The sequence below is a fragment of the Variovorax dokdonensis genome (genome assembly GCF_030316895.1).
GTDB classification, from domain to species: domain Bacteria; phylum Pseudomonadota; class Gammaproteobacteria; order Burkholderiales; family Burkholderiaceae_C; genus Variovorax; species Variovorax dokdonensis.
In genome coordinates this window covers 701,652-722,308 of the sequence record NZ_JASZYV010000002.1, presented here as the reverse complement: position 1 = coordinate 722,308, position 20,657 = coordinate 701,652, and the positions used below count along the sequence as shown (strand labels likewise).

Below are 20,657 nucleotides of genomic sequence, written 5' to 3'. Positions count from 1 at the left end.
AGCTGATGGTGATTCGTTTCGGGGGCTCCTGCGGGACCGGCTCTGCCGGACCGCTGGGAGCGCCCCTCGAGGGGGTCGACAGACCTGCCAGGCAAGCCCGCCTTGGGGCGAACTCAGTTGCGCACCGGCTTTCCGGTGTTGAGCATGCCCATGATTCGCTCCTGCGTCTTCGGATGCAGGATGAGCGAGCAGAACGCCTTGCGCTCCAGCGTCATGAGGTACTCCTCGGTCACCAGCGTGCCGGCATCGACGTCGCCGCCCGTCACCACGCCGGCGATGAGGCTGGCGATGTGGAAGTCGTGCGCGCTGATGAAGCCGCCGTCGCGCATGTTCACCAGCTGGCCCTTGATGGTCGCGGCGCCGGATCGGCCAGCCACCTTGAACTTGCGCCGGGCGGGTGCGCGCCAGCCGGCCTCGTGCATCGACTTGACCTGCTGCAGCGCCACATAGAGCAGCTCGTCCTTGTTGGGCACGATCACGTCGCTGTCGAGCAGGTAGCCCAGTTGGCGCGACTCCAGGGCGCTGGTGCCCACCTTGGCCATCGCGGCGGCGGTGAAGCCTTCCGTCAGGAACGGCAGGAGGTCGTTGCCGGTAGAGGCCTCGGCGCGCTCGGCGGCGCGTCGGGCGATGTAGGTCAGCCCGCCCGCGCCGGGGATCAGGCCCACGCCCACTTCCACCAGGCCGATGTAGCTTTCCATCGCGGCCACGCGGGCGGCCGAGTGGATCGCCAGCTCGCAGCCACCGCCCAGCGCCATGCCGCGCACGGCGGAAACCACCGGAACGCCGGCATAGCGGATGCGCAGCATCACGTCCTGCAGCGCCTGCTCGGCGCCTTCGACAGCGCTGATGCCAGCCAGCGCGAAGGCGGGCAGCATGGCCTGCAGGTCGGCGCCGACGGAGAACTTGTCGTCCGGCGACCAGATCACCAGGCCCTTGTATTCACGCTCGGCCAAGGCGACCGCCTCGGCCAATGCCTCGGCCACATCGGGGCTGATGGCGTTCATCTTGGAGTGGATGGAGGCGATGAGCACCTCGTTGTCCAGCGTCCAGACGCGCACATCGCCTTCATCGCTGAGGGTGGTGCCGGCGTCTTGCGCCTGCGGTGCGTTGGCACCCAGCACGCTTTCGGGGAACAGCTGGCGCTCATGCACCGGCAGGCGGCGCAGCGGCACGAAGCGCTGTTCGGACGGGCTCCACGAGCCTTCGGGCGTGTGCACGCCGCCGGCCTTGGCCACCGGGCCTTCGAACACCCACTTGGGCAGCGGCGCATTCGACAGCGCCTTGCCGGCGTCGATGTCTTCCTGGATCCAGGTGGCAACCTGGGTCCAGCCCGCCTGCTGCCACAGCTCGAACGGGCCTTGCTGCATGCCGAAGCCCCAGCGCATGGCGAAGTCCACGTCGCGCGCGCTCTCGGCAATGTCACCCAGGTGCACGGCGGCGTAGTGGAATCCGTCGCGCAGGATGGCCCACAGGAACTGACCCTGCGGCCCTTCGCTTTCGCGCAGCAGCTTCAGACGCTGCGCGGCAGGCTTCTTGAGCATGCGGCCGTAGACCTCGTCGGCCTTCGCGCCAGCGGGGACGTACTCGTCCTGCGCCAGGTCGTAGCGAAGGATGTCGCGGCCGGCCTTCTTGTAGAAGCCCGCCTTGGCCTTCTGGCCGAGGTGGCCCTTCTCGATCAGCTTGGCCAGCACCGGCGGCGTGGCGAAGTTCGGATAGAACGGATCGGACTTCTCGTCCAGGTTGTCCTGCAGCGTCTTGACCACGTGGGCCATCGTGTCCAGGCCCACCACGTCCGCCGTGCGGAAGGTGCCCGAGCTGGCGCGCCCCAGCTTCTTGCCGGTCAGGTCGTCCACCACGTCCGGCGTCAGGCCAAACTTCTCGACCTCCTTCATCGTCGCCAGCATGCCGGCGATGCCGATGCGGTTGGCGATGAAGTTGGGCGTGTCCTTGGCGCGCACCACGCCCTTGCCGAGCGTGCTGGTGACGAAAGCTTCGAGCTTGTCGAGCACGTCGGCTTCGGTGGTCGGCGTGCCGATCAGCTCCACCAGGAACATGTAGCGCGGCGGGTTGAAGAAGTGGATGCCGCAAAAGCGCGGCTTCATCTCGGCGGGAAGCGCCTCGCTCAGCTTGGTGATCGACAGGCCAGAGGTGTTGGACGCAAGAATTGCGGTCGGCGAGACGTGGGGCGCAATCTTCCTGTACAGGTCGAGCTTCCAGTCCATGCGCTCGGCAATGGCCTCGATGACGAGGTCGCATTCACCCAGGAGGGCGAGGTCGTCCTCGTAGTTGGCCTGTTCGATCAGTTCGGCGTCGCGCGCCACGCCCAGCGGCGAGGGCTTGAGCTTCTTGAGGTTGTCGACGGCGCGGGAGACGATGCCGTTCTTCGGGCCTTCCTTGGCGGGAAGGTCGAACAGCACCACCGGCACGCGCACGTTGGCCAGGTGCGCGGCGATCTGCGCTCCCATCACGCCAGCGCCCAGGACGGCGACTTTCTTGACTTGGAATCGGGACATATCAATGGGCCCTTGGTAGAAAAGTTTCATGTCGGGGTGCATCGCAGTACCGGCTGTGCCGGGCCGCGTGGGGCATCCCCTCGAGATGCCTTGGCCACATGACGTGGACGAGGCGGTGGGTGGTCATGGCTGGGCGCGTTGCCAGGTCTGTGTGCGCCAGAAGGGGCCGAGATAGCCGCGCACTTCGAGCTTGCTGCCGCCGTCGATCGGGGTGAAGCTGGCGCGGTACTCCTTGCCGTTCTCGGGGTCGAGGATCTTGCCGCCCTCCCAGACTTCCTTGCCTTCGGCCTTCTTGCCGCCGCGGATGATCTCCATGCCGACGACGGGCTTGCCCTTGCGATCGTCCGTGCATTCGTCGCAGCGTGCATCGGGCTTGGCGTCCTTGCGCAGCGTCTTCTCGATGCGGCCCGACAGGCCGGCGCCCTGCTCGACGATGCGGATCTCGGCCTTGGCCTCTCCCGTCTTGTCGTCAATGCTGCGCCAGGTGCCGACCGGCGACATCTGCGCAAGCGCCGGGGCACTCGCCAGCAACGCCATCGCCGCGGCAAGCGCAGCGAAGCCAGTTCGGGAGCATCCGCGGAACCGGCTTTGCCGGCCCGCAGGATTAGCGCCCTCGAGGGCGTCGGCAGAGCTGCAAAGCACGGTGGCCTGGGGGCGGTTCATCTTCAGGCCAGTGCCGCGTCGGTGTCCATGAGCGACTTGGCGCCCGCGCGCGCGGTACGCATCAGGGCGGCCGTCTCGGGGAACAGCTTGGCGAAGTAGAAGCGCGCCGTCTGCAGCTTGGCAACATAGAACGGGTCGGTGTTGCCGGCCGCGATCTCACGCAGCGCCACCTGTGCCATGCGAGCGAACAGGTAGCCGAACACGAAGTGGCCCGCCACGCGCAGGTAGTCCACCGCGGCCGCGCCGACTTCATCGGGGTTCTGCAAGCCCTTGAAGCCGATCTCGGTCGTGAACTTGGTGAACTGGTCGCCCAGGCCCGCGATCGGGTTGATGAACTCGGCCATCTTCTCGTTCACGCCTTCTTCTTCCACCAGCTTGGCCACCAGCTTGCCGAACTTGCGCAGCGACGCGCCGTTGTTGGCCAGCACCTTGCGACCCAGCAGATCCAGCGACTGCACGGTGTTCGTGCCTTCGTAGATCATGTTGATGCGGTTGTCGCGCACGAACTGCTCCATGCCCGACTCTTTGATGAAGCCGTGGCCGCCGAACACCTGCATGCAGGCATTGGTGGCGATGTGGCCGTTGTCGGTGATGAACGCCTTGACGATCGGCGTAAGCAGCGCAACGAGTTCACCCGATTCCTTGCGGACCTTCTCGTCGGGGTGGTTGTGTTCCTTGTCCAGCAGCAGCGTGCAGAAGATCTGCAACGCACGACCGCCCTCGGCGAAAGCCTTGGCCGTGAGCAGCATCTTGCGCACGTCGGGGTGCACGATGATCGGATCGGCTTCCTTGTCCTTGGCCTTCACGCCCGACAGCGAGCGCATCTGGATGCGGTCCTTGGCGTAGGCCAGTGCATTCTGGAAGGCGACTTCGGTCAAGCCCAGCGACTGATTGCCCACGCCCAGGCGGGCCGCGTTCATCATCACGAACATGGCTTGCAGGCCCTTGTTGGGCTCGCCCACCATGGTGCCGATGGCTCCTTCGATCACGATCTGCGCCGTGGCATTGCCGTGGATGCCCATCTTGTGCTCCAGGCCCGAGCAGAAGATCGGGTTGCGCTCGCCGAGCGAGCCATCGGCCTTCACGTGGTACTTGGGCACGGCGAACAGGCTGATGCCCTTGCTGCCCTTGGGCGCGTCCGGCAGGCGGGCCAGCACCAGGTGGACGATGTTGGGCGCCATGTCGTGCTCGCCGGCCGAGATGAAGATCTTGTTGCCGGTGATTCTGTAGGTGCCGTCGGCCTGCGGTTCGGCCTTGGTGCGCAGCATGCCCAGGTCGGTGCCGCAGTGCGGTTCGGTCAGGCACATGGTGCCGGTCCATTCGCCGCTGGTCAGCTTGCCCAGGTAGGTCTTCTTCTGCTCGTCGGTGCCATAGGCATGCAGCGCTTCGTACGCGCCGTGCGACAGGCCGGGATACATCGTCCAGGCCTGGTTGGCGCTGTTGAGCATTTCGTACAGGCACTGGTTGAGCACGAACGGCAGCCCCTGGCCGCCATATTCCGGATCGCACGACAGCGCCGGCCAGCCGCCCTCGACGAACTTTTCATAGGCCTGCTTGAAGCCCTTGGGCGCGGTCACCTCGTGCGTGGTCTTGTCGAGCGTGCAACCCTCTTCGTCGCCGGACATGTTCAGCGGGAAGGTCACTTCGGCGGCGAACTTGCCGGCCTCGTCGATCACCGCGTTGATGGTGTCGACGTCGACCTCGGCATGCTTGGGCATGGCCTTGAATTCGTCGGCGACGTTGAAGACTTCGTGCAAGACGAACTGCATGTCGCGAAGGGGCGGGGTATAGGCTGGCATGCGTGCTCCTGATTTCTGAAGGGACGTGTTACTGAGAAAAGGGAAGTGGAATTCGGTGCGCGGTCAGACGACCGCCTTGAGCGCATTGCGGGCCGCCGACGTGGCAGGCTTGGCCCTGGCCTTTGCCGGCTCAGGCGCGGCGCTGCGCGAGATGATGTTGTCGAAGCCGGTGTGGGCGCGCGCCAGCGATTGCGGGCTGCGCAGAAAGCGCGCCTCGTAGTGCAGCGCCAGAATCAGCGCGTGAATCTCGAAGGCGATCTGCTGCGCGTCGGCGTCGGCGCGCAGGTGGCCTTCTTCTTTGGCCTGCTCCACCGCTCGCAGCATGGCGGCGAGCCAGATGTTGACCGATTCGGCCAGCGCATCGCGCACCGGACCGGGCCGGTCGTCGAACTCGACGGCGCCGCTGATGTAGATGCAGCCCGAATCGATCTCGGCAGAGGTGCGCTTCATCCAGTTGCCGAAGAGCGCCGTCAAGCGCGGCAAGCCGCGGGCGGCCGAAAGCGCCGGGTAGAACACCTCTTGCTCGAAGCGGGCGTGATATTCGCGCACCACCGAGATCTGCAGCTCTTCGCGCGAGCCGAAGTGGGCGAAGACGCCCGACTTGCTCATCTGGGTGACCTCGGCAATGGCGCCGATCGACAGTCCCTCCAGCCCGATCTGTGCGGCCAGGTTCAGCGCGGCGTCGATGATGACGGCCTTGGTCTGCTGGCCCTTTTGCGGGGCGCGCGACGCTTTGGCGGGAGCAGTTCGGCTGGACATGGGCGGCGACACAAAATAAAACGAACGATCGTTCTATTTTGCAGGAGCCGGGCCGTGCCGACAACTCCAAAGACCCAGGATCCTTGAGGGCCATTGGCAGTCGGCCCTGTTCCAGCAGGTCGACAAGGCCCAGCCGCGGGGCCTCGTCGCAGGGGATCGAGCGGCCTCAGGCCTTGAACGCGATCACTTCCTGCCGCTGATCGCCCAGGCCCTCGATGCCCAGGGTCATCACGTCACCCTTCTTCAGGTACAGCGGCGGCTTCATGCCCAGGCCGACACCCGGCGGCGTGCCGGTGGTGATCACGTCTCCGGGTTCGAGCGTCATGAACTGGCTCACGTAGGCCACCAGTTTGGCCACGCTGAAGATCATGGTCTTGGTACTGCCGGTCTGCATGCGCTTGCCATTGAGGTCCAGCCACATCGACAGCTTCTGCGGGTTGGGGACTTCGTCGCGTGTGACCAGCCAGGGGCCGATAGGGCCGAAGGTGTCGCAGCCCTTGCCCTTGTCCCAGGTGCCGCCGCGTTCGATCTGGAACTCGCGCTCGCTCACGTCGTTGATGGTGCAGTAGCCCGCCACGTACGACAACGCGTCCTTCTGCGGCACGTAGCGCGCGGTCTTGCCGATCACCACGCCCAGCTCCACCTCCCAGTCGGTCTTCTTCGAGCCCTTGGGCAGCATGACCGGATCGTTCGGCCCCTGGATGCAGGAGATCGCCTTGGTGAAGACCACCGGCTCGGCCGGAATCGGCAGGCCGGACTCGGCCGCGTGGTCTGCGTAGTTCAGGCCGATCGCGATGAACTTGCCGACCCCCGCCACCGGACAGCCCATGCGAGGCTTGCCCTTGACCAACGGCAGCTTGTCGGTCTTGGCCTTGGCGATCTTGGCCAGCACGGCGTCGCCGAGTTGCTCCGGACCGATGTCCTTGACCAAGGCGCTCAGGTCGCGCAGTTGGCCATTCGCGTCGATCAGGCCCGGCTTTTCCTTGCCAGGGTTGCCATAGCGGACGAGTTTCATGTTGTTCCTTTTCCAGGTTTGACGGGTTCTTGGTCTGCGATCAATAGGTACTGCGACCGCCGGAGAGGTCGAAGGTGGCGCCGGTGGCGAAAGAGCACTCTTCCGTGCACAGCCACGCCACGGTCGCAGCCACCTCCTCGACGGTACCAAAGCGCCCCATGGGAATCTTGGAGAGCATGAAGCTGATGTGCTCGGGGGTCATCTGGTCGAAGATGGCCGTCTTGACGGCCGCAGGCGTCACACAGTTGACGCGCACGCCGGTGTCTGCCAGTTCCTTGCCCAGCGACTTGGTCAACGCGATGACGCCGGCCTTGCTGGCGCTGTAGGCGCTGGCGTTGGGGTTGCCCTCCTTGCCGGCCACCGAGGCGATGTTGACGATGCGACCCCACTTCTGCGTCCGCATCTGCGGCACCACCTCCCGGCAGCAGATGAACAGACCGGTGAGGTTGACGTCCATGACCTGTCGCCAGGCGTCGACCGGGTAGTCCCACAGCTTGGTATTCGGGCCAGTGATCCCGGCGCTGTTGACCAACGCGTCGATGCGGCCCGCATGCGCCACCGTGGCGGCCACCGCCTTGGCCACCGAAGGCTGCTGCGCGACGTCCACCGCCAGCGCATGCGCCTGCGGCCCAAGACTGGCCGCCGCGCGCTCGGCGGTTGCGCCATCCAGGTCCCAGAGCGTGACGCTGCCGCCGGACGCGATCAGGCGCTGCGCGATGCCCAGGCCCAACCCCGAGGCACCGCCGGTCACGACCGCATGCCGGCCCTTGAAGTCGAGCTGGTTCATATGGTGATGCCTCCGTCGGCCGCGTAGGCCTGGCCGGTGACGAACTGCGCTTCGTCGCTGGCGAGGAACACGATCAACGGTGCGATCTCTTCGGGCTGTGCCAGCCGGCCCATGGGCTGACGCGCAATGAAAGCCTTGCGCGCGGCATCGGGATCGGCATTGGCATTGATGCGGTCGGCCAGCGAAGGCGTGTCGACCGTGCCGGGACACACGGCGTTGCAGCGCACGCCGCGCATGACGTAGTCGGCGGCCACGCTCTTGGTCAGCCCCAGCACCGCCGCCTTGGTGGTGCCGTACACGCAGCGGTTCGGAAGGCCCTTGATGCTGGAACACACGCTGGCCATGTTGATGATGCTGCCCGCGCCCTTGTCGAGCATGCGCGGCAGCACGGCCTGGATGGCCCAGAACTGCGCCCGTACGTTCAGGTGGAATGCGAATTCCAGGTCCTCGTCGCTGGCCTCGTCGATGGCGCCGTTGTGCACCACGCCGGCGCAGTTGAACAGCACGTCCACCGCCGGCATGCGCGCCACCAATGCGCCGATGGCGGCCTTGTCCAGCACGTCGAGCCGGGCCGTGGTGATGTTGGGCACGCCGGCGTAACTGGCGAGCAGCGATTCGTTGACATCGGTGGCCCACACTTGGGCACCCTGGGCGGCCAGCGCCAGTGCGCTGGCCCGGCCGATGCCCTGTCCGGCGGCGGTGACGAGTGCCGTCTTGCCTTGCAGTCTCATGCGTTGTTCTCCTGGATTGATGCGCCGGAATCCACCATGCGGGTTTGGCCCGATGGGTGCCACTGAACGCATCTCGTATTCTGAACTGGTCTGACCACTTGTCCAATTCAGTACAAGCCCCTAGTTCTTCCCGAACACATCCTTCGTCGTGCCGCTGCAAACCGTCGAGCCCCAGCGCCTGTACCGCCAAATTGCGGAACAGCTGCGCGCCCTGATCGCCAAGGGCGAGTTCGCCGTGGGCGCGCGTCTACCGGCCGAGCGCGATCTGTCCCGCCAGTTGGGCGTGAGCCGCCCTTCCGTGCGCGAGGCACTGATCGCCCTGGAGGTGGAGGGTTGGGTCGAAGTGCGGACCGGCTCGGGCGTCTATGTGCTCGACCGCAAGGCGCGTCGCACTGCGGCGCCAGCCGCGCAGGAAGCCTCGGAATGGGGGCCGCTGGAACTCATCCGCGCGCGCCGGGTGATCGAAGGCGAGACGGCGGCCATCGCCGCCGCGCAGCGAAAGGCACGCGACGTGGCCGCCATGACGAGCGCCATCGAGACCATGCGCGAGCTGGCCGATCGCGGCGTGATGCCGCTGGAGGGCGATCGCGCATTCCACCTGGCCATCGTCGCCGCCTGCGGCAACGTGGTGCTGACCGAGACGGTGATCAACTACTGGGACTCGCGAAACGGCCCCATCTTCACGCGGCTGGGCGGCTACTTCGAGACCGTGCAGTCCTGGCGCCGCGCCATCGCCGAGCACGAGGCCATCCGCGATGCCATCGAGGCGCGCGACGTGCCGGGTGCCCGCCTGGCGATGCACGAACACATGGACAAGTCACATCAGCGCTTCAGCACGAGCTGGCGGCGCGCAGGGAAGGTTTAGGGCCGGTCAACAGGCTCACGATTTTCATCAACCACCCAAAGACGGAGACAAGCACATGATGAACAAGCGCGATGCACTCAAGACCCTCGGCGCCGCCGCCCTCGCCGCCAGCGGCCTGCCGGCCGCGCGTGCCCAAGGCACCAAGCTGAAGTGGGCGCACGTCTACGAGACCTCGGAGCCCTTCCACAAGTATTCGGTATGGGCAGGCGAAGAGATCGCCAAGCGCACCAACGGCAAGTACGTGATCGAGGTGTTTCCTGCCTCCACGCTGGGCAAGGAGTCGGACATCAACCAGGGCCTGACGCTGGGCACGGTGGACATCATCCTGACCGGCGCCAGCTTTGCGGGCCGCAGCTATCCGCCGCTGGCCGTGTCGTACTTCCCGTTCATCTTCCGCGACGCCGAGCACCAGCTCAAGTACGCGAAGAGCGACGTGTTCAAGGAGCTGGCCAAGGGCTACGACGACAAAACCGGCAACCACATCACGGCGCTCAACTACTACGGCGCGCGGCACGTCACCTCGAACGCGGCGCACCCGGTAGCCAAGCCCGAGGACATGAAGGGCCTGAAGATCCGCGTGCCGGATGCACCGGCCTACCTGGCCTTCCCGAAGGCACTGGGCGCCAATCCGACGCCCATCGCATTCGCCGAGGTGTACCTCGCGCTGCAGAACAACACGGTGGACGCACAGGAAAACCCGCTGCCCACGATCGAGGCCAAGAAGTTCTATGAAGTGCAGAAGAACATCTCGCTGACCGGCCACATCGTCGATTCGCTGCTGACGGTGGTGTCGGGCACCTTGTGGGGCAAGCTGAGTGCCGACGAGAAGAAGATCTTCACCGAGGTCATGCAGGAGGCCGCAGAGAAGACCGGGCGCGACATCATCGCCTCCGAGGCACGCCTGGCGGACGAGTTCAAGAAGCGCGGGCTGAACGTCATCACCGTCGACAAGAAGGCCTTCAGCGAAGCGGTGCTCAAGAGCACGAAGCCGACGGACCATGGATATCGGCAGCAGGACTACGACCGCATCGTGAAGCTTTGACCACCCCCAGGCTGCCCTGCTTCGCAGGTCCGCCTACCCCCTCGAGGGGGCACACCCTGCGGCCCGGCAAAGCCGGTTCCGCGGGTGTTCACGAAGGGGCTTCGCTGCGCTTGCCACGGAGCCCACTTGAAAAGGAGACTGTCTTGAACGAGCAGACATTGCGGGCCGGGGTTGTGGCCGAGCAGAAGATCATCGATGACGAAGGGCATTTCCATGCCGAGGACGAGGCGGTCGATCTGTCCGACACGATCGCCGAAGGCTGGATCGCGCTGGCGCTCTTCTGGATGCTGGGGCTGACGGTGTTCTACCAGTTCATCACGCGCTACGTGATGAACGATTCGGCCGCCTGGACCGAAGAAGTGGCGCGCTACATGCTCATCGGCGTCGTGTTCGTCGGCGCGGCGATCGGCGTGTCGAAGAACAACCAGATCCAGGTGGACTTCTTCTATCGCCACATGCCCGCCGCCATGGGCCGCTGGCTGTCGCGCGTGGTCGACGTGCTTCGCATCGGCTTCTTCGGCGCCGCCGTGATCATGACGGCGCAGATGATGGCCAAGGTGGGCAACACATCGCGCATGACCATCATCGATGCGCCGATGAACCTGGTCTACGGGCTTTGCCTGTTCGGCTTCGCCGCGATGACCTTCCGCTCGATCCAGGTAGCGCGCCTGCACTGGAAGCGCGGCTACAGCGTCCTCGAACGCCCCGAGACCACCCTGGCCGACCGCTGAGCCAACGAACCGCTAGCCCCATGCTGAAAATCATCTTCCTCTTCTTCATGATGGGCGGCATTCCGGTCGCCATCGCGATGGCCGGCGCCTCGCTGGTCTACATCCTGGGCACCGGCAACCTGCCGCCCTTCGTCGTCATTCACCGCATGGTGGGCGGCATCGACAGCTTTCCACTGCTGGCGGTGCCTTTCTTCATCCTGGCCGGCAATCTGATGAACAACGCCGGCATCACCACCCGCATCTACAACTTCGCGCTGTCCCTGGTGGGCTGGCTCAAGGGCGGTCTGGGGCATGTGAACATCGTGGGCTCGGTGGTGTTCGCCGGCATGAGCGGCACCGCCATCGCCGACGCGGCAGGCCTGGGCACCATCGAGATCAAGGCGATGAAGGAGCACGGCTATTCGCCCGAATTCGCCGTGGGCGTCACGGCCGCCTCGGCCACGCTCGGGCCGATCATTCCGCCGAGCCTGCCCTTCGTGATCTACGGAATGATGGCGAACGTGTCGATCGGCGCCCTGTTCCTGGCCGGCCTGATCCCTGGCGTGCTGCTGGCCGTGCTGATGATGCTCACCGTGGCCTACTACGCCCACAAGAACAACTGGGGCGCCGACTTCAAGTTCTCCAGCGCGCGCCTGGTCAAGGCCCTGACCGAACTGGCGCTGGTGATCGCCTGGCCGCTCTTGCTGTGGCTGGCCGTGGACAAGGTCGGCCTGCCAGCGCAACCGACGGTGATCGTCGGACTGGTGCTGCTGTTCGTGCTCGACAAGATCTTCCGCTTCGAGGCGCTGCTGCCCATCATGACTCCGGTGCTGCTGATCGGCGGCATGACCACCGGGCTGTTCACGCCCACCGAGGGCGCCATCGCCGCCTGCGTGTGGGCGATGGTGCTGGGCTTTGCCTGGTACGGCACGCTGAGCTGGAAGCGCTTCGTCAAGGTCTGCCTGGAAACCATCGAAACCACCGCCACCGTGCTGTTCATCGTCGCCGCGGCCTCCATCTTCGGCTGGATGCTGACCGCCACCGGCGTGACCACCAGCATCGCGGCCTGGGTGCTGGGCTTCACGAAGGACGCCTGGGTGTTCCTTCTGCTGGCCAACCTGCTGATGCTGTTCGTGGGTTGCTTCCTGGAGCCGACCGCAGCCATCACCATCCTGGTGCCGATCCTGCTGCCCATTGCGACGCAACTGGGCGTGGACCCGGTTCACTTCGGCCTCGTCATGGTGCTCAACCTGATGATCGGCCTGCTGCATCCACCCATGGGCCTGGTGCTGTTCGTGCTGGCGCGGGTGGCCAACCTGAGCTTCGAGCGCACGACCATGGCCATCCTGCCCTGGCTGGTGCCGCTGCTGGGCAGCCTGGTGGTGATCACCTACTGGCCGGCGCTGGTACTGTGGCTGCCCAAGCAATTCTTCTAGCCAGAACCTACGTTCGAGCCATGAACCCGTACATCCGACTTCATCCCGACGACGATGTCGTCATCGCCCGCAGCCAACTGGTGGGCGGCACCTCCATCGAAGGCGTGACCTCGCGCGGCCTGATTCCCGCCGGCCACAAGATGGCCACTCGCCAGATTGCCGCCGGCTCACCGGTGCGGCGCTACAACCAGATCATCGGCTTCGCCAGCCGGCCGATCGAGCCTGGCGAACACGTGCACACGCACAACCTCGACATGGGCCCCGCCAAGGGCGACTTCGAGCGCGACTATGCCTTTGGGGCCGATGTGAAGCCAACCCCGGCAAAGCGCGAGGCGAGCTTCATGGGCATTCGCCGCGCCGACGGACGCGTGGCCACTCGCAACTACATCGGCGTGCTGACCAGCGTGAACTGCTCGGCCACCGCGGCCCGGGCGATCGCTGATCATTTCTCGCGCCAGGCCAATCCGGGCGCGCTGGCCGATTTCCCGAACGTGGACGGCGTGGTCGCCTTGACCCACGGCACCGGCTGCGGCATGGACACGCAAGGCATGGGCATGCAGCTCCTCAACCGCACGCTCACCGGCTATGCCACGCACGCCAACTTCGCCGGTGTGCTGGTGGTGGGCCTGGGTTGCGAAGCCAACCAGATCAACGCCTGGCTGTCGACCGGCAATCTGCGTGAAGGCGACAACCTTCGCGTGTTCAACATCCAGGACACGGGCGGAACCCGCAAGACGGTCGAGCGCGGTATCGCGCTCATCAACGAGATGCTCCCCAGGGCCAACGCGGTGAAGCGCGAGCCCTGCCCGGCGTCGCACATCACCATCGGGCTGCAATGCGGCGGCTCCGACGGCTACAGCGGAATCAGCGCCAACCCAGCGCTGGGCGCCGCGGTCGATCTGCTGGTGGCGCACGGAGGCACCGCCATCCTGAGCGAGACACCCGAGATCTACGGCGCCGAGCACCTGCTGACGCGACGCGCGGTGCGGCGCGAAGTGGGCGAGAAGCTGGTGCAGCGCATCAAGTGGTGGGAGCACTACACCGCGATCAACGAAGGCGAGATGAACAACAACCCGTCGCCGGGCAACAAGGCTGGCGGACTCACCACCATCCTGGAGAAGTCGCTCGGCGCGGTGGCCAAGGGCGGCACCAGCAACCTGGAGGCGGTGTACGAATACGCCGAACCGGTGGACGCGCACGGCTTCGTCTACATGGACACCCCCGGCTACGACCCGGTCAGCGCGACGGGCCAGGTGGCAGGCGGCGCCAACATGATCTGCTTTACCACCGGGCGCGGCTCGGCCTATGGCTGCGCGCCCTCGCCTTCGCTCAAGCTGGCGACCAACTCCGCGCTGTGGCAGCGGCAGGAAGACGACATGGACATCAACTGCGGCGAGATCGTCGACGGCAGCGCCAGCATCCAGGAGATGGGCCAGCGCATCTTCGAACTGGTGCTGGCCACCGCTTCCGGCCAGCACAGCAAGAGCGAACAGCACGGCTACGGCCAGAACGAATTCGTGCCCTGGCAAGTCGGCGCGGTCATGTGAAGCCAGCCGGACCCTCTTGAACCAACCTGATTGCCCATGCCAAGAACTCTTGCAGCCACCGAACTGCGTGCGCAGGTCGCATCCATCATCGAACACGCCGGCAGCGCGCCGGAAGAAGCGCGGGCCGTCGCCGAAAACCTGGTGCTGGCCAACCTGAGCGGCCATGACTCGCACGGCGTCGGCATGGTGCCGCGCTATGTGGATGCGGTGGCCGAAGGCGGCCTGAAGCCCAACACCTCGATGCGCGTGCAACTCGACGCCGGCACGCTGCTCGCGCTGGACGGGCAGCGCGGCTACGGGCAGATCGTCGGCGTGCAGGCCATGCAGATGGGCATGGCGCGCGCCAAGGAACTGGGCAGTTGCATCATGACGCTGGGCCAAGCCCATCACCTGGGACGCATCGGCCACTTCGCCGAGATGGCGGTGGCGCAGGGGCTGGTGTCCATCCATTTCGTCAACGTGCTGTCGCGCCCCGTGGTGGCGCCATGGGGCGGCGGCGATGGTCGCTTCGGCACCAACCCCTGTTGCATCGGCGTTCCGCTGGAAGATGGCGCTCCGTTTCTCCTCGATTTCGCCACCAGCCGTGTGGCGCAAGGCAAGATGCGCGTCGCCCACAACAAGGGCGAGAAGGTGCCGCCCGGCTACCTGATCGACGAGCACGGCCGCCCCACCGACAACCCGGGCGTGGTGGTGGTGCCGCAATCCAACGGCCTGCTGGGCGCACTGATGACGTTCGGCGAGCACAAGGGCTACGGCATGGCCATCGCCTGCGAACTGCTGGGCGGTGCGCTCAGCGGTGGCGGGACGTGGCACCGGCCGGCCGACAGCGCCCGCTCCGTCTACAACGGCATGCTCACCATCCTGATCGATCCGGCCAGGCTGGGCACACAGGCGAGCTTCGCATCCGAAGCGCGCGCCTTCGTCGACTGGCTGCGTCAGAGCCCGCCGGGCGAAGGCTTCGACGGCGTACAGATCGCCGGCGAGCCCGAGCGAAAGGCGCGCCTGGCGCGCGAACGCGATGGCGTGACGGTGGATGACGGAACGTGGACGGAACTGGTCGCCGCGGGCGCCAAGGTCGGCGTGGCGCTGTCGTAGATCGTCAGTGAACGGGGTCGAATGTCGGTCCCGCTTCACAGAGGAACTGTTTCATCTCGCATCACGACGGCGTCGCCGCATTGCGCTAAGGTGGACCGTACTCACCCAACCAAGGAGTACACAACCATGCGCAAGATGAACCTTCACTCCCTGCCTCGTGCCGCCCTGCTGGTGGCCTTGCTCGGCGGCGCCGCCGTTGGTGCGCACGCACAAAGCCTGGACTCCCTCAAGGGCGCGGCCAGCAGCGCCATGGGCGGCGGATCGAGCAGCAGCGGCATGGCCGGGATGGCTGGCATGGCAGGCGGCATGGGGGGCATGAGCGCCGGCACCATGGGCAATGCTGCCGGCGTGATCGAGTACTGCTTCAAGAACAACTACCTGAGCGGCGATGGCGTGTCGGCCGTCAAGGATGGCCTTCTGGGCAAGATGGGCGGCGAATCCAAGGCGAAGACCGACACCGGCTACATGGACGGTGCCAAGGGCATGCTCACCGGCGGCAATGGCAAGTCCATGGACCTGAGTGCCGGTGGCCTGCAGAAGGAAGCCACCAAGAAGGCCTGCGAGTTCGTGCTGGACCAGGGCAAGTCGATGCTCTGAGCCAGCATCGCCTTGCCCCTGGACTTCAGCGCAGGTCGTAGCGGTCGAGGTTCATCACCTTGGTCCAGGCCGCGACGAAGTCATTGACGAACTTCTGCTTCGCATCGGCGCTGGCGTAGACCTCGGCCAGCGCGCGCAGGATCGAGTTGGAGCCGAAGACCAGGTCAACGCGCGAGGCCGTCCACTTGACCTGGCCGGTCTTGCGATCGGTGCCTTCGAATTCATTCTTGGCGTCGCTGGTGGCCTTCCACTGCGTATCCATGCTCAGCAGGTTGACGAAGAAGTCGTTGGTCAGCGTCTCGGGCTTGTCGGTGAACACGCCGTGCTTGCTGGCGCCGACATTGGCGCCCAGTACGCGCAGCCCGCCGACGAGCGCCGTCATCTCCGGCGCGCTGAGGTTGAGCAGCTGCGCCCTGTCGATGAGAGCGGCCTCGTCCGGCACGGGCGTCTTCACCTTGACGAAGTTGCGGAAGCCATCCGACAGAGGCTCGAGCACCGCCATCGCCTCCACATCGGTCTGCTCTTGCGACGCGTCCATGCGGCCTGGCGAGAAAGGCACGGTCACATCCACGCCGCCCTTCTTGGCCGCCTGCTCCACGCCGGCGTTGCCGGCCAATACGATCAGGTCGGCCAGCGAGACCTTCTTGCCGCCCGGTGCCGTGCCGTTGAACTCGGCCTGGATGCCTTCCAGCGTCTTGAGCACCTTGGCCAGCTGATCGGGCTGGTTGGCGGGCCAGTCCTTCTGCGGCGCCAGGCGGATGCGCGCGCCATTGGCACCGCCGCGCTTGTCGGAGCCGCGGAAGGTGGAGGCCGAGGCCCATGCGGTCGACACCAGCTGCGACACCGTGAGGCCCGAAGCCAGGACCTTGGCCTTGAGCGCGGCCACGTCCTTGTCGTCGACCAGCGGATGGTTGACGGCGGGAATCGGGTCTTGCCAGATCAGTTCCTCCGAGGGCACTTCGGGGCCGAGGTAGCGCGCCTTGGGGCCCATGTCGCGGTGGGTGAGCTTGAACCATGCGCGGGCGAAAGCGTCCGCGAACTGATCCGGATGCTCCAGAAAGCGTCGCGAGATCTTCTCGTAGGCCGGATCGAAGCGCAGCGACAGGTCGGTCGTGAGCATGGTCGGCTTGCGCTTCTTCGATGGATCGTGCGCATCCGGGATGATTGCCTCGGCGTTCTTGGCCACCCATTGGTTGGCGCCGGCCGGGCTCTTCGTCAGTTCCCATTCGAAATTGAACAGGTTCTCGAAGAAGTTGTTGCCCCACTTGGTGGGCGTGGTGGTCCATGTGACTTCCAGGCCGCTGGTGATGGCGTCGCCTGCAAAGCCGGTGCCGAAGCTGCTGGACCAGCCAAGGCCCTGAGTTTCGAGCTCCGATCCTTCGGGGTCCTTGCCCACGTGGGTGGCCGGGCCGGCACCGTGCGTCTTGCCGAAGGTGTGGCCGCCGGCGATGAGCGCCACCGTTTCTTCGTCATTCATCGCCATCCGGGCGAAGGTCTCGCGGATGTCCCGTGCGGCCGCCTTGGGGTCGGGGTTGCCGTTGGGGCCTTCGGGGTTGACGTAGATCAGGCCCATCTGAACGGCGGCCAAGGGGTTGGCCAGCTCGCGATCGCCGGAGTAGCGCTTGTCTTCCAGCCAGACCTTCTCGTTGCCCCAGTTCACGTCGTGGTCGGGCTCCCAGGTGTCTTCACGGCCGCCTGCGAAACCGAAGGTCTTGAACCCCATCGATTCGAGCGCGACGTTGCCGGTCAGGATCATCAGGTCGGCCCAGGAGATCTTGTTGCCGTATTTCTGCTTGATGGGCCACAAGAGGCGCCGCGCCTTGTCCAGGCTGACGTTGTCGGGCCAGCTGTTGAGCGGGGCGAATCGTTGCTGGCCGCGGCCGCCGCCACCGCGTCCATCGGCGGTGCGGTAGGTGCCTGCGCTGTGCCAGGCCATGCGGACGAACAAGGGGCCGTAGTGGCCGAAGTCGGCGGGCCACCAGGGCTGCGAATCGGTCATCAGCGCGGTCAGGTCTTTTTTCAGCGCCGCCAGGTCGAGGCTCTTGAAGGCCTTGGCGTAGTTGAAGTCCTTGTCCATCGGGTTGGACTTGGCACAGTGCTGATTGAGCACATCCACCGGCAGTTGGCTGGGCCACCAGTCACGAATGCTGGTGGCGCCCTGGTGGAACGGGCACTTGGCTTCGGTCTCGCTGCTCATCGTTTGCTCCTTGGTTATCGCCTTGGGACGGGAGCAGACATTTTGCGATTCCATGCCGGGCTCGTGAATGGCATTTGCCTATGCACGGCATAGCCGGCCGCTTAGGGCCGGCTCAGGGCTTGGCGATGACGCGGGCAGCCCGGTGAGGGCCCGGCCTCAGATCATCAGCGCGAGCGCAGCGTCGAGGTGCTCGGACGGGGCCCGCCGGAAGCCCGAGCGCGCAAAGCGCTGCAGGCGCCCCACGGCAAAAGCAGTCAGAGCGCTGGCGCGCACCTGCGCATCGACCGTGGGCGTTCCGGATCCTTCAGCCAGCGCTGCCGGGCGCAGAGCCTGGCGAAGCGTGGATTCGAGCTTGTCGAAGAAGTTGTTCATTCGCTGCTGGAGGCGCTCGTTCTCGAACACCAGCGCGTCGCCCACCATCACCCGGGTCATGCCGGGATTCTTCTCGGCGAACTGCATGAGCATGATGATGATGCGCGCAGCCTTGTGAGCACCCACTCTGGCCGCATCGCCAGCTTCCTCAGCCTGAGCCTGCTCCAGGATTTGGTTGACCAGGGTGAAGACGCTTTGCTCGATGAAGTCGATCAGGCCCTCGAACATCTGGGCCTTGCTGGCGAAGTGGCGGTAGAGCGCGGCTTCGCTCACCTCCAGCTTGGCCGCCAGCGCCGCGGTCGTCACACGTTCGGCGCCGGGTTGCTCCAGCATGGCGGCCAGGGCCTGCAGGATCTGCACGCGCCGCTCGCCCGGCTTGGGGCGCTTGCGAACAGGCGCAGACGGGCGGTCGTCCGCCGGCGCCGCGAGGGCAGGGTCACGCGTCTCATCGTTCATGGGAGACCACAAAAATGTAATTAATTGATTCTCGCACGGCGCAGTAAGTGCGCGCCTTTCGGGTCAACCCCGTGGTATCGCGCAGAATCATCGGCATTCCAGGCTTATTCACAGATCCGAAGATGAAAAATTACGTACTGGTAACGGGCGGCGCAGGCTACATCGGAAGCCACACCTGCGTGGCACTGGCCGCTGCGGGTTATACGCCGCTCATCCTCGACAACCTGTGCAACAGCAGTCCCAAGGTGTTCGAGCGTTTAGCCCGTATCGTCGGTGGCCCTCCACCTCGGGCAATCGAGGGGGACATTCGGGACCGACAGTTCCTCGACCGCCTCTTCGCCGAGAACGCAATTGACGCGGTAATTCACTTTGCGGGCCTTAAGGCCGTCGGCGATTCCGTCGCTGACCCGTTGTCGTACTACGACAACAATGTGAACGGCAGCATGGTCTTGGCGGCTGCGATGCAGTCCGCCGGTGTCAAGACCCTAGTCTTCTCATCTTCCGCTACCGTCTACGGCGAGCCGGAGCGCACGCCGATCCCTGAAGCCGCGCCATGCTGGGCTACCAACCCATACGGGCGCACAAAATTGATGGTTGAGCAGATGCTCACCGATCTGCATAGCGCGGATCCGGGTTGGAACATTGGCCTTTTGCGATATTTCAATCCTGCTGGTGCGCATGAAAGCGGCCTAATTGGCGAACACCCCAAGGGCAAGCCGAACAACCTGATGCCGTTCGTAAGCCAAGTCGCAGTCGGCACTCGAGAATATTTGACCGTACACGGCAATGACTATCCGACGATCGATGGCACCGGCGTACGAGACTACATCCACGTTTTAGACCTTGCAGAAGGCCATGTTGCGGCGCTACGCCACGCGAAAGCCCGAGCAGGGCTATTTGCGGTCAACCTCGGAACGGGAGCTGGAGCCTCTGTGCTTGAAGTGATCACGGCCTTCGAGAAAGCGAGCGGACGCAAGGTGGCCTATAAGATCGGCCCGAGACGCACCGGAGATGTGCCGGCATCGGTAGCGGACACATCCTTGGCGCGCTCGCTTTTGGGCTGGCAGGCACAGCGAGGCCTGAATCAAATGTGCGTCGATAGTTGGCGCTGGCAGCAAGCTAACCCGAACGGCTACGACGACTGAACCCATGTAGTCGGGAGGAACGCTCGGCCTTTCAGCGCGCCCGGATCATCGTGCCATACGCCTGGTCCGAAAGGATTTCCAGCAGCATGGCGTGCGGCACGCGGCCGTCGATGATGTGCACGGCATTGACGCCGCTCTTGGCAGCGTCGAGCGCGCCTTCGATCTTGGGCAGCATGCCGCCGGAGATGGTGCCGTCGGCAAAAAGCTCGTCGATCTCGCGGGCCGACAGGTTGGTCAGCAGATTGCCGTTCTTGTCGAGCACGCCGGGCGTGTTGGTCAGCAGCATGAGCTTCTCGGCCTTGAGCACGGTGGCCAGCTTGCCCGCCACCACGTCGGCGTTGATGTTGTAGCTCTCGTTGTCTTCGCCGAAGCCGATCGGGCTGACGACGGGAATGAACGCGTCGTCCTGCAGCGCCTTGACCACGCCGGGGTCGATGGCGACGATGTCGCCCACCTGGCCGACGTCGTGCTCCACCTTGGGATCGTTGCGGTCGGCCATCTTGAGCTTCTGGGCGCGGATCAGACCGCCGTCACGGCCGGTGAGGCCCACCGCCTTCCCGCCAGCCTGGTTGATCAGGCCCACGATGTCCTGCTGCACCTCGCCAGCCAGCACCCATTCGACCACTTCCATCGTCTCGGCGTCGGTCACCCGCATGCCCTGGATGAACTGACCGGTCTTGCCCAGGCGCTTGAGCGCGGATTCGATCTGCGGCCCCCCGCCGTGAACCACCACCGGGTTCATGCCCACCAGCTTGAGCAGCACCACGTCTTCGGCGAAGTCGGCCTGCAGGGCCGGATCGGTCATGGCATTGCCGCCGTACTTGATGACGATGGTCTTTCCATGAAACTTGCGGATGTAGGGCAGCGCCTGCGCCAGGATCTCGGCCTTGTCGCGCGGCGGGATGTTCAGGACGGTGTCGGTCATGGG

Annotated in this window: 18 protein-coding genes; 8 read left to right on the top strand and 10 right to left on the bottom strand. The window is 65.4% G+C overall.

The window, feature by feature from the left end:
* Positions 1–113: 113 nt before the first annotated feature.
* The 7 genes from QTH91_RS11860 to QTH91_RS11830 all read right to left on the bottom strand — a co-directional run bounded on the left by QTH91_RS11860 (position 114) and on the right by QTH91_RS11830 (position 8,267).
* Positions 114–2,513: a 3-hydroxyacyl-CoA dehydrogenase/enoyl-CoA hydratase family protein gene (locus QTH91_RS11860; RefSeq protein ID WP_286660277.1), complete on the bottom strand. Its 2,400-nt coding sequence runs from the start codon at positions 2,511–2,513 to the stop codon at positions 114–116.
* Between the two features lie 123 nt (positions 2,514–2,636).
* Positions 2,637–3,050, bottom strand: a complete 414-nt coding sequence (locus tag QTH91_RS11855; protein WP_286660649.1) for a DUF2147 domain-containing protein — start codon at positions 3,048–3,050, stop codon at positions 2,637–2,639.
* A 128-nt stretch (positions 3,051–3,178) separates the two neighbouring features.
* Positions 3,179–4,975 (bottom strand): acyl-CoA dehydrogenase C-terminal domain-containing protein, encoded by a 1,797-nt coding sequence (locus QTH91_RS11850; RefSeq protein ID WP_286660276.1) that lies wholly within the window; start codon positions 4,973–4,975, stop codon positions 3,179–3,181.
* A 63-nt stretch (positions 4,976–5,038) separates the two neighbouring features.
* Positions 5,039–5,734, bottom strand: coding sequence for a TetR/AcrR family transcriptional regulator (locus QTH91_RS11845; RefSeq protein WP_286660275.1), 696 nt, complete (start codon positions 5,732–5,734; stop codon positions 5,039–5,041).
* Between the two features lie 166 nt (positions 5,735–5,900).
* Positions 5,901–6,749: a fumarylacetoacetate hydrolase family protein gene (locus tag QTH91_RS11840; RefSeq protein ID WP_286660274.1), complete on the bottom strand. Its 849-nt coding sequence runs from the start codon at positions 6,747–6,749 to the stop codon at positions 5,901–5,903.
* Between the two features lie 40 nt (positions 6,750–6,789).
* Positions 6,790–7,536 (bottom strand): SDR family NAD(P)-dependent oxidoreductase, encoded by a 747-nt coding sequence (locus QTH91_RS11835; protein ID WP_286660273.1) that lies wholly within the window; start codon positions 7,534–7,536, stop codon positions 6,790–6,792.
* Positions 7,533–8,267, bottom strand: a complete 735-nt coding sequence (locus tag QTH91_RS11830) for an SDR family oxidoreductase (RefSeq protein WP_286660272.1) — start codon at positions 8,265–8,267, stop codon at positions 7,533–7,535. The genes QTH91_RS11835 and QTH91_RS11830 overlap by 4 nt, the downstream gene beginning before the upstream one ends.
* 148 nt (positions 8,268–8,415) lie before the next feature.
* On the opposite strand from QTH91_RS11830, the gene QTH91_RS11825 reads away from it, so the two are divergent.
* The 7 genes from QTH91_RS11825 to QTH91_RS11795 all read left to right on the top strand — a co-directional run bounded on the left by QTH91_RS11825 (position 8,416) and on the right by QTH91_RS11795 (position 15,559).
* On the top strand, positions 8,416–9,132 hold the full coding sequence (locus QTH91_RS11825) for a FadR/GntR family transcriptional regulator (protein ID WP_286660271.1): 717 nt from the start codon (positions 8,416–8,418) through the stop codon (positions 9,130–9,132).
* A 55-nt stretch (positions 9,133–9,187) separates the two neighbouring features.
* Positions 9,188–10,174, top strand: coding sequence for a sialic acid TRAP transporter substrate-binding protein SiaP (locus QTH91_RS11820; RefSeq protein WP_286660270.1), 987 nt, complete (start codon positions 9,188–9,190; stop codon positions 10,172–10,174).
* A 143-nt stretch (positions 10,175–10,317) separates the two neighbouring features.
* Entirely contained in the window at positions 10,318–10,905 is a 588-nt protein-coding gene (locus tag QTH91_RS11815; RefSeq protein WP_286660269.1) for a TRAP transporter small permease, read from the top strand.
* Positions 10,906–10,925: 20 nt separating this feature from the next.
* Entirely contained in the window at positions 10,926–12,320 is a 1,395-nt protein-coding gene (locus tag QTH91_RS11810) for a TRAP transporter large permease (protein ID WP_286660268.1), read from the top strand.
* Positions 12,321–12,340: 20 nt separating this feature from the next.
* A complete protein-coding gene (locus QTH91_RS11805) occupies positions 12,341–13,867 on the top strand; it encodes a UxaA family hydrolase (protein ID WP_286660267.1) in 1,527 nt (508 codons plus the stop codon).
* Between the two features lie 36 nt (positions 13,868–13,903).
* Positions 13,904–14,962 (top strand): malate/lactate/ureidoglycolate dehydrogenase, encoded by a 1,059-nt coding sequence (locus QTH91_RS11800; RefSeq protein ID WP_286660266.1) that lies wholly within the window; start codon positions 13,904–13,906, stop codon positions 14,960–14,962.
* 126 nt (positions 14,963–15,088) lie between these two features.
* Positions 15,089–15,559 carry a DUF2501 domain-containing protein gene (locus tag QTH91_RS11795; protein WP_286660265.1) on the top strand — a complete coding sequence of 157 codons (471 nt, stop codon included), beginning with the start codon at positions 15,089–15,091 and terminating at the stop codon, positions 15,557–15,559.
* A 25-nt stretch (positions 15,560–15,584) separates the two neighbouring features.
* Here the strand turns inward: QTH91_RS11795 and katG are convergent, their stop codons facing one another.
* Positions 15,585–17,756: a catalase/peroxidase HPI gene (katG, locus tag QTH91_RS11790; protein ID WP_286660264.1), complete on the bottom strand. Its 2,172-nt coding sequence runs from the start codon at positions 17,754–17,756 to the stop codon at positions 15,585–15,587.
* Positions 17,757–17,912: 156 nt separating this feature from the next.
* Complete coding sequence (gene slmA, locus QTH91_RS11785) at positions 17,913–18,584, bottom strand: nucleoid occlusion factor SlmA (protein WP_286660263.1); 672 nt, start codon at positions 18,582–18,584, stop codon at positions 17,913–17,915.
* Positions 18,585–18,706: 122 nt separating this feature from the next.
* Here slmA and galE point away from each other — a divergent pair, with 122 nt between their 5' ends.
* The gene (gene galE / locus QTH91_RS11780; protein WP_286660262.1) at positions 18,707–19,729 is read left to right on the top strand and encodes a UDP-glucose 4-epimerase GalE; all 1,023 of its coding nucleotides are present in this window, start codon (positions 18,707–18,709) and stop codon (positions 19,727–19,729) included.
* A gap of 31 nt (positions 19,730–19,760) precedes the next feature.
* Here galE and argB read toward each other — a convergent pair whose 3' ends face one another.
* Positions 19,761–20,654 (bottom strand): acetylglutamate kinase, encoded by an 894-nt coding sequence (gene argB, locus QTH91_RS11775; protein ID WP_286660261.1) that lies wholly within the window; start codon positions 20,652–20,654, stop codon positions 19,761–19,763.
* Between the last annotated feature and the right edge of the window lie 3 nt (positions 20,655–20,657).

What these genes read in the sequence shown, in the direction of transcription:
- QTH91_RS11860 (WP_286660277.1), bottom strand. Translation starts at nt 2,513, where the DNA reads ATGTCCCGATTCCAAGTCAAGAAAGTCGCCGTCCTGGGCGCTGGCGTG.
- QTH91_RS11855 (WP_286660649.1), bottom strand. Translation starts at nt 3,050, where the DNA reads ATGGCGTTGCTGGCGAGTGCCCCGGCGCTTGCGCAGATGTCGCCGGTC.
- QTH91_RS11850 (WP_286660276.1), bottom strand. Translation starts at nt 4,975, where the DNA reads ATGCCAGCCTATACCCCGCCCCTTCGCGACATGCAGTTCGTCTTGCAC.
- QTH91_RS11845 (WP_286660275.1), bottom strand. Translation starts at nt 5,734, where the DNA reads ATGTCCAGCCGAACTGCTCCCGCCAAAGCGTCGCGCGCCCCGCAAAAG.
- QTH91_RS11840 (WP_286660274.1), bottom strand. Translation starts at nt 6,749, where the DNA reads ATGAAACTCGTCCGCTATGGCAACCCTGGCAAGGAAAAGCCGGGCCTG.
- QTH91_RS11835 (WP_286660273.1), bottom strand. Translation starts at nt 7,536, where the DNA reads ATGAACCAGCTCGACTTCAAGGGCCGGCATGCGGTCGTGACCGGCGGT.
- QTH91_RS11830 (WP_286660272.1), bottom strand. Translation starts at nt 8,267, where the DNA reads ATGAGACTGCAAGGCAAGACGGCACTCGTCACCGCCGCCGGACAGGGC.
- QTH91_RS11820 (WP_286660270.1), top strand. Translation starts at nt 9,188, where the DNA reads ATGATGAACAAGCGCGATGCACTCAAGACCCTCGGCGCCGCCGCCCTC.
- QTH91_RS11810 (WP_286660268.1), top strand. Translation starts at nt 10,926, where the DNA reads ATGCTGAAAATCATCTTCCTCTTCTTCATGATGGGCGGCATTCCGGTC.
- QTH91_RS11805 (WP_286660267.1), top strand. Translation starts at nt 12,341, where the DNA reads ATGAACCCGTACATCCGACTTCATCCCGACGACGATGTCGTCATCGCC.
- QTH91_RS11800 (WP_286660266.1), top strand. Translation starts at nt 13,904, where the DNA reads ATGCCAAGAACTCTTGCAGCCACCGAACTGCGTGCGCAGGTCGCATCC.
- QTH91_RS11795 (WP_286660265.1), top strand. Translation starts at nt 15,089, where the DNA reads ATGCGCAAGATGAACCTTCACTCCCTGCCTCGTGCCGCCCTGCTGGTG.
- katG (WP_286660264.1), bottom strand. Translation starts at nt 17,756, where the DNA reads ATGAGCAGCGAGACCGAAGCCAAGTGCCCGTTCCACCAGGGCGCCACC.
- slmA (WP_286660263.1), bottom strand. Translation starts at nt 18,584, where the DNA reads ATGAACGATGAGACGCGTGACCCTGCCCTCGCGGCGCCGGCGGACGAC.
- galE (WP_286660262.1), top strand. Translation starts at nt 18,707, where the DNA reads ATGAAAAATTACGTACTGGTAACGGGCGGCGCAGGCTACATCGGAAGC.
- argB (WP_286660261.1), bottom strand. Translation starts at nt 20,654, where the DNA reads ATGACCGACACCGTCCTGAACATCCCGCCGCGCGACAAGGCCGAGATC.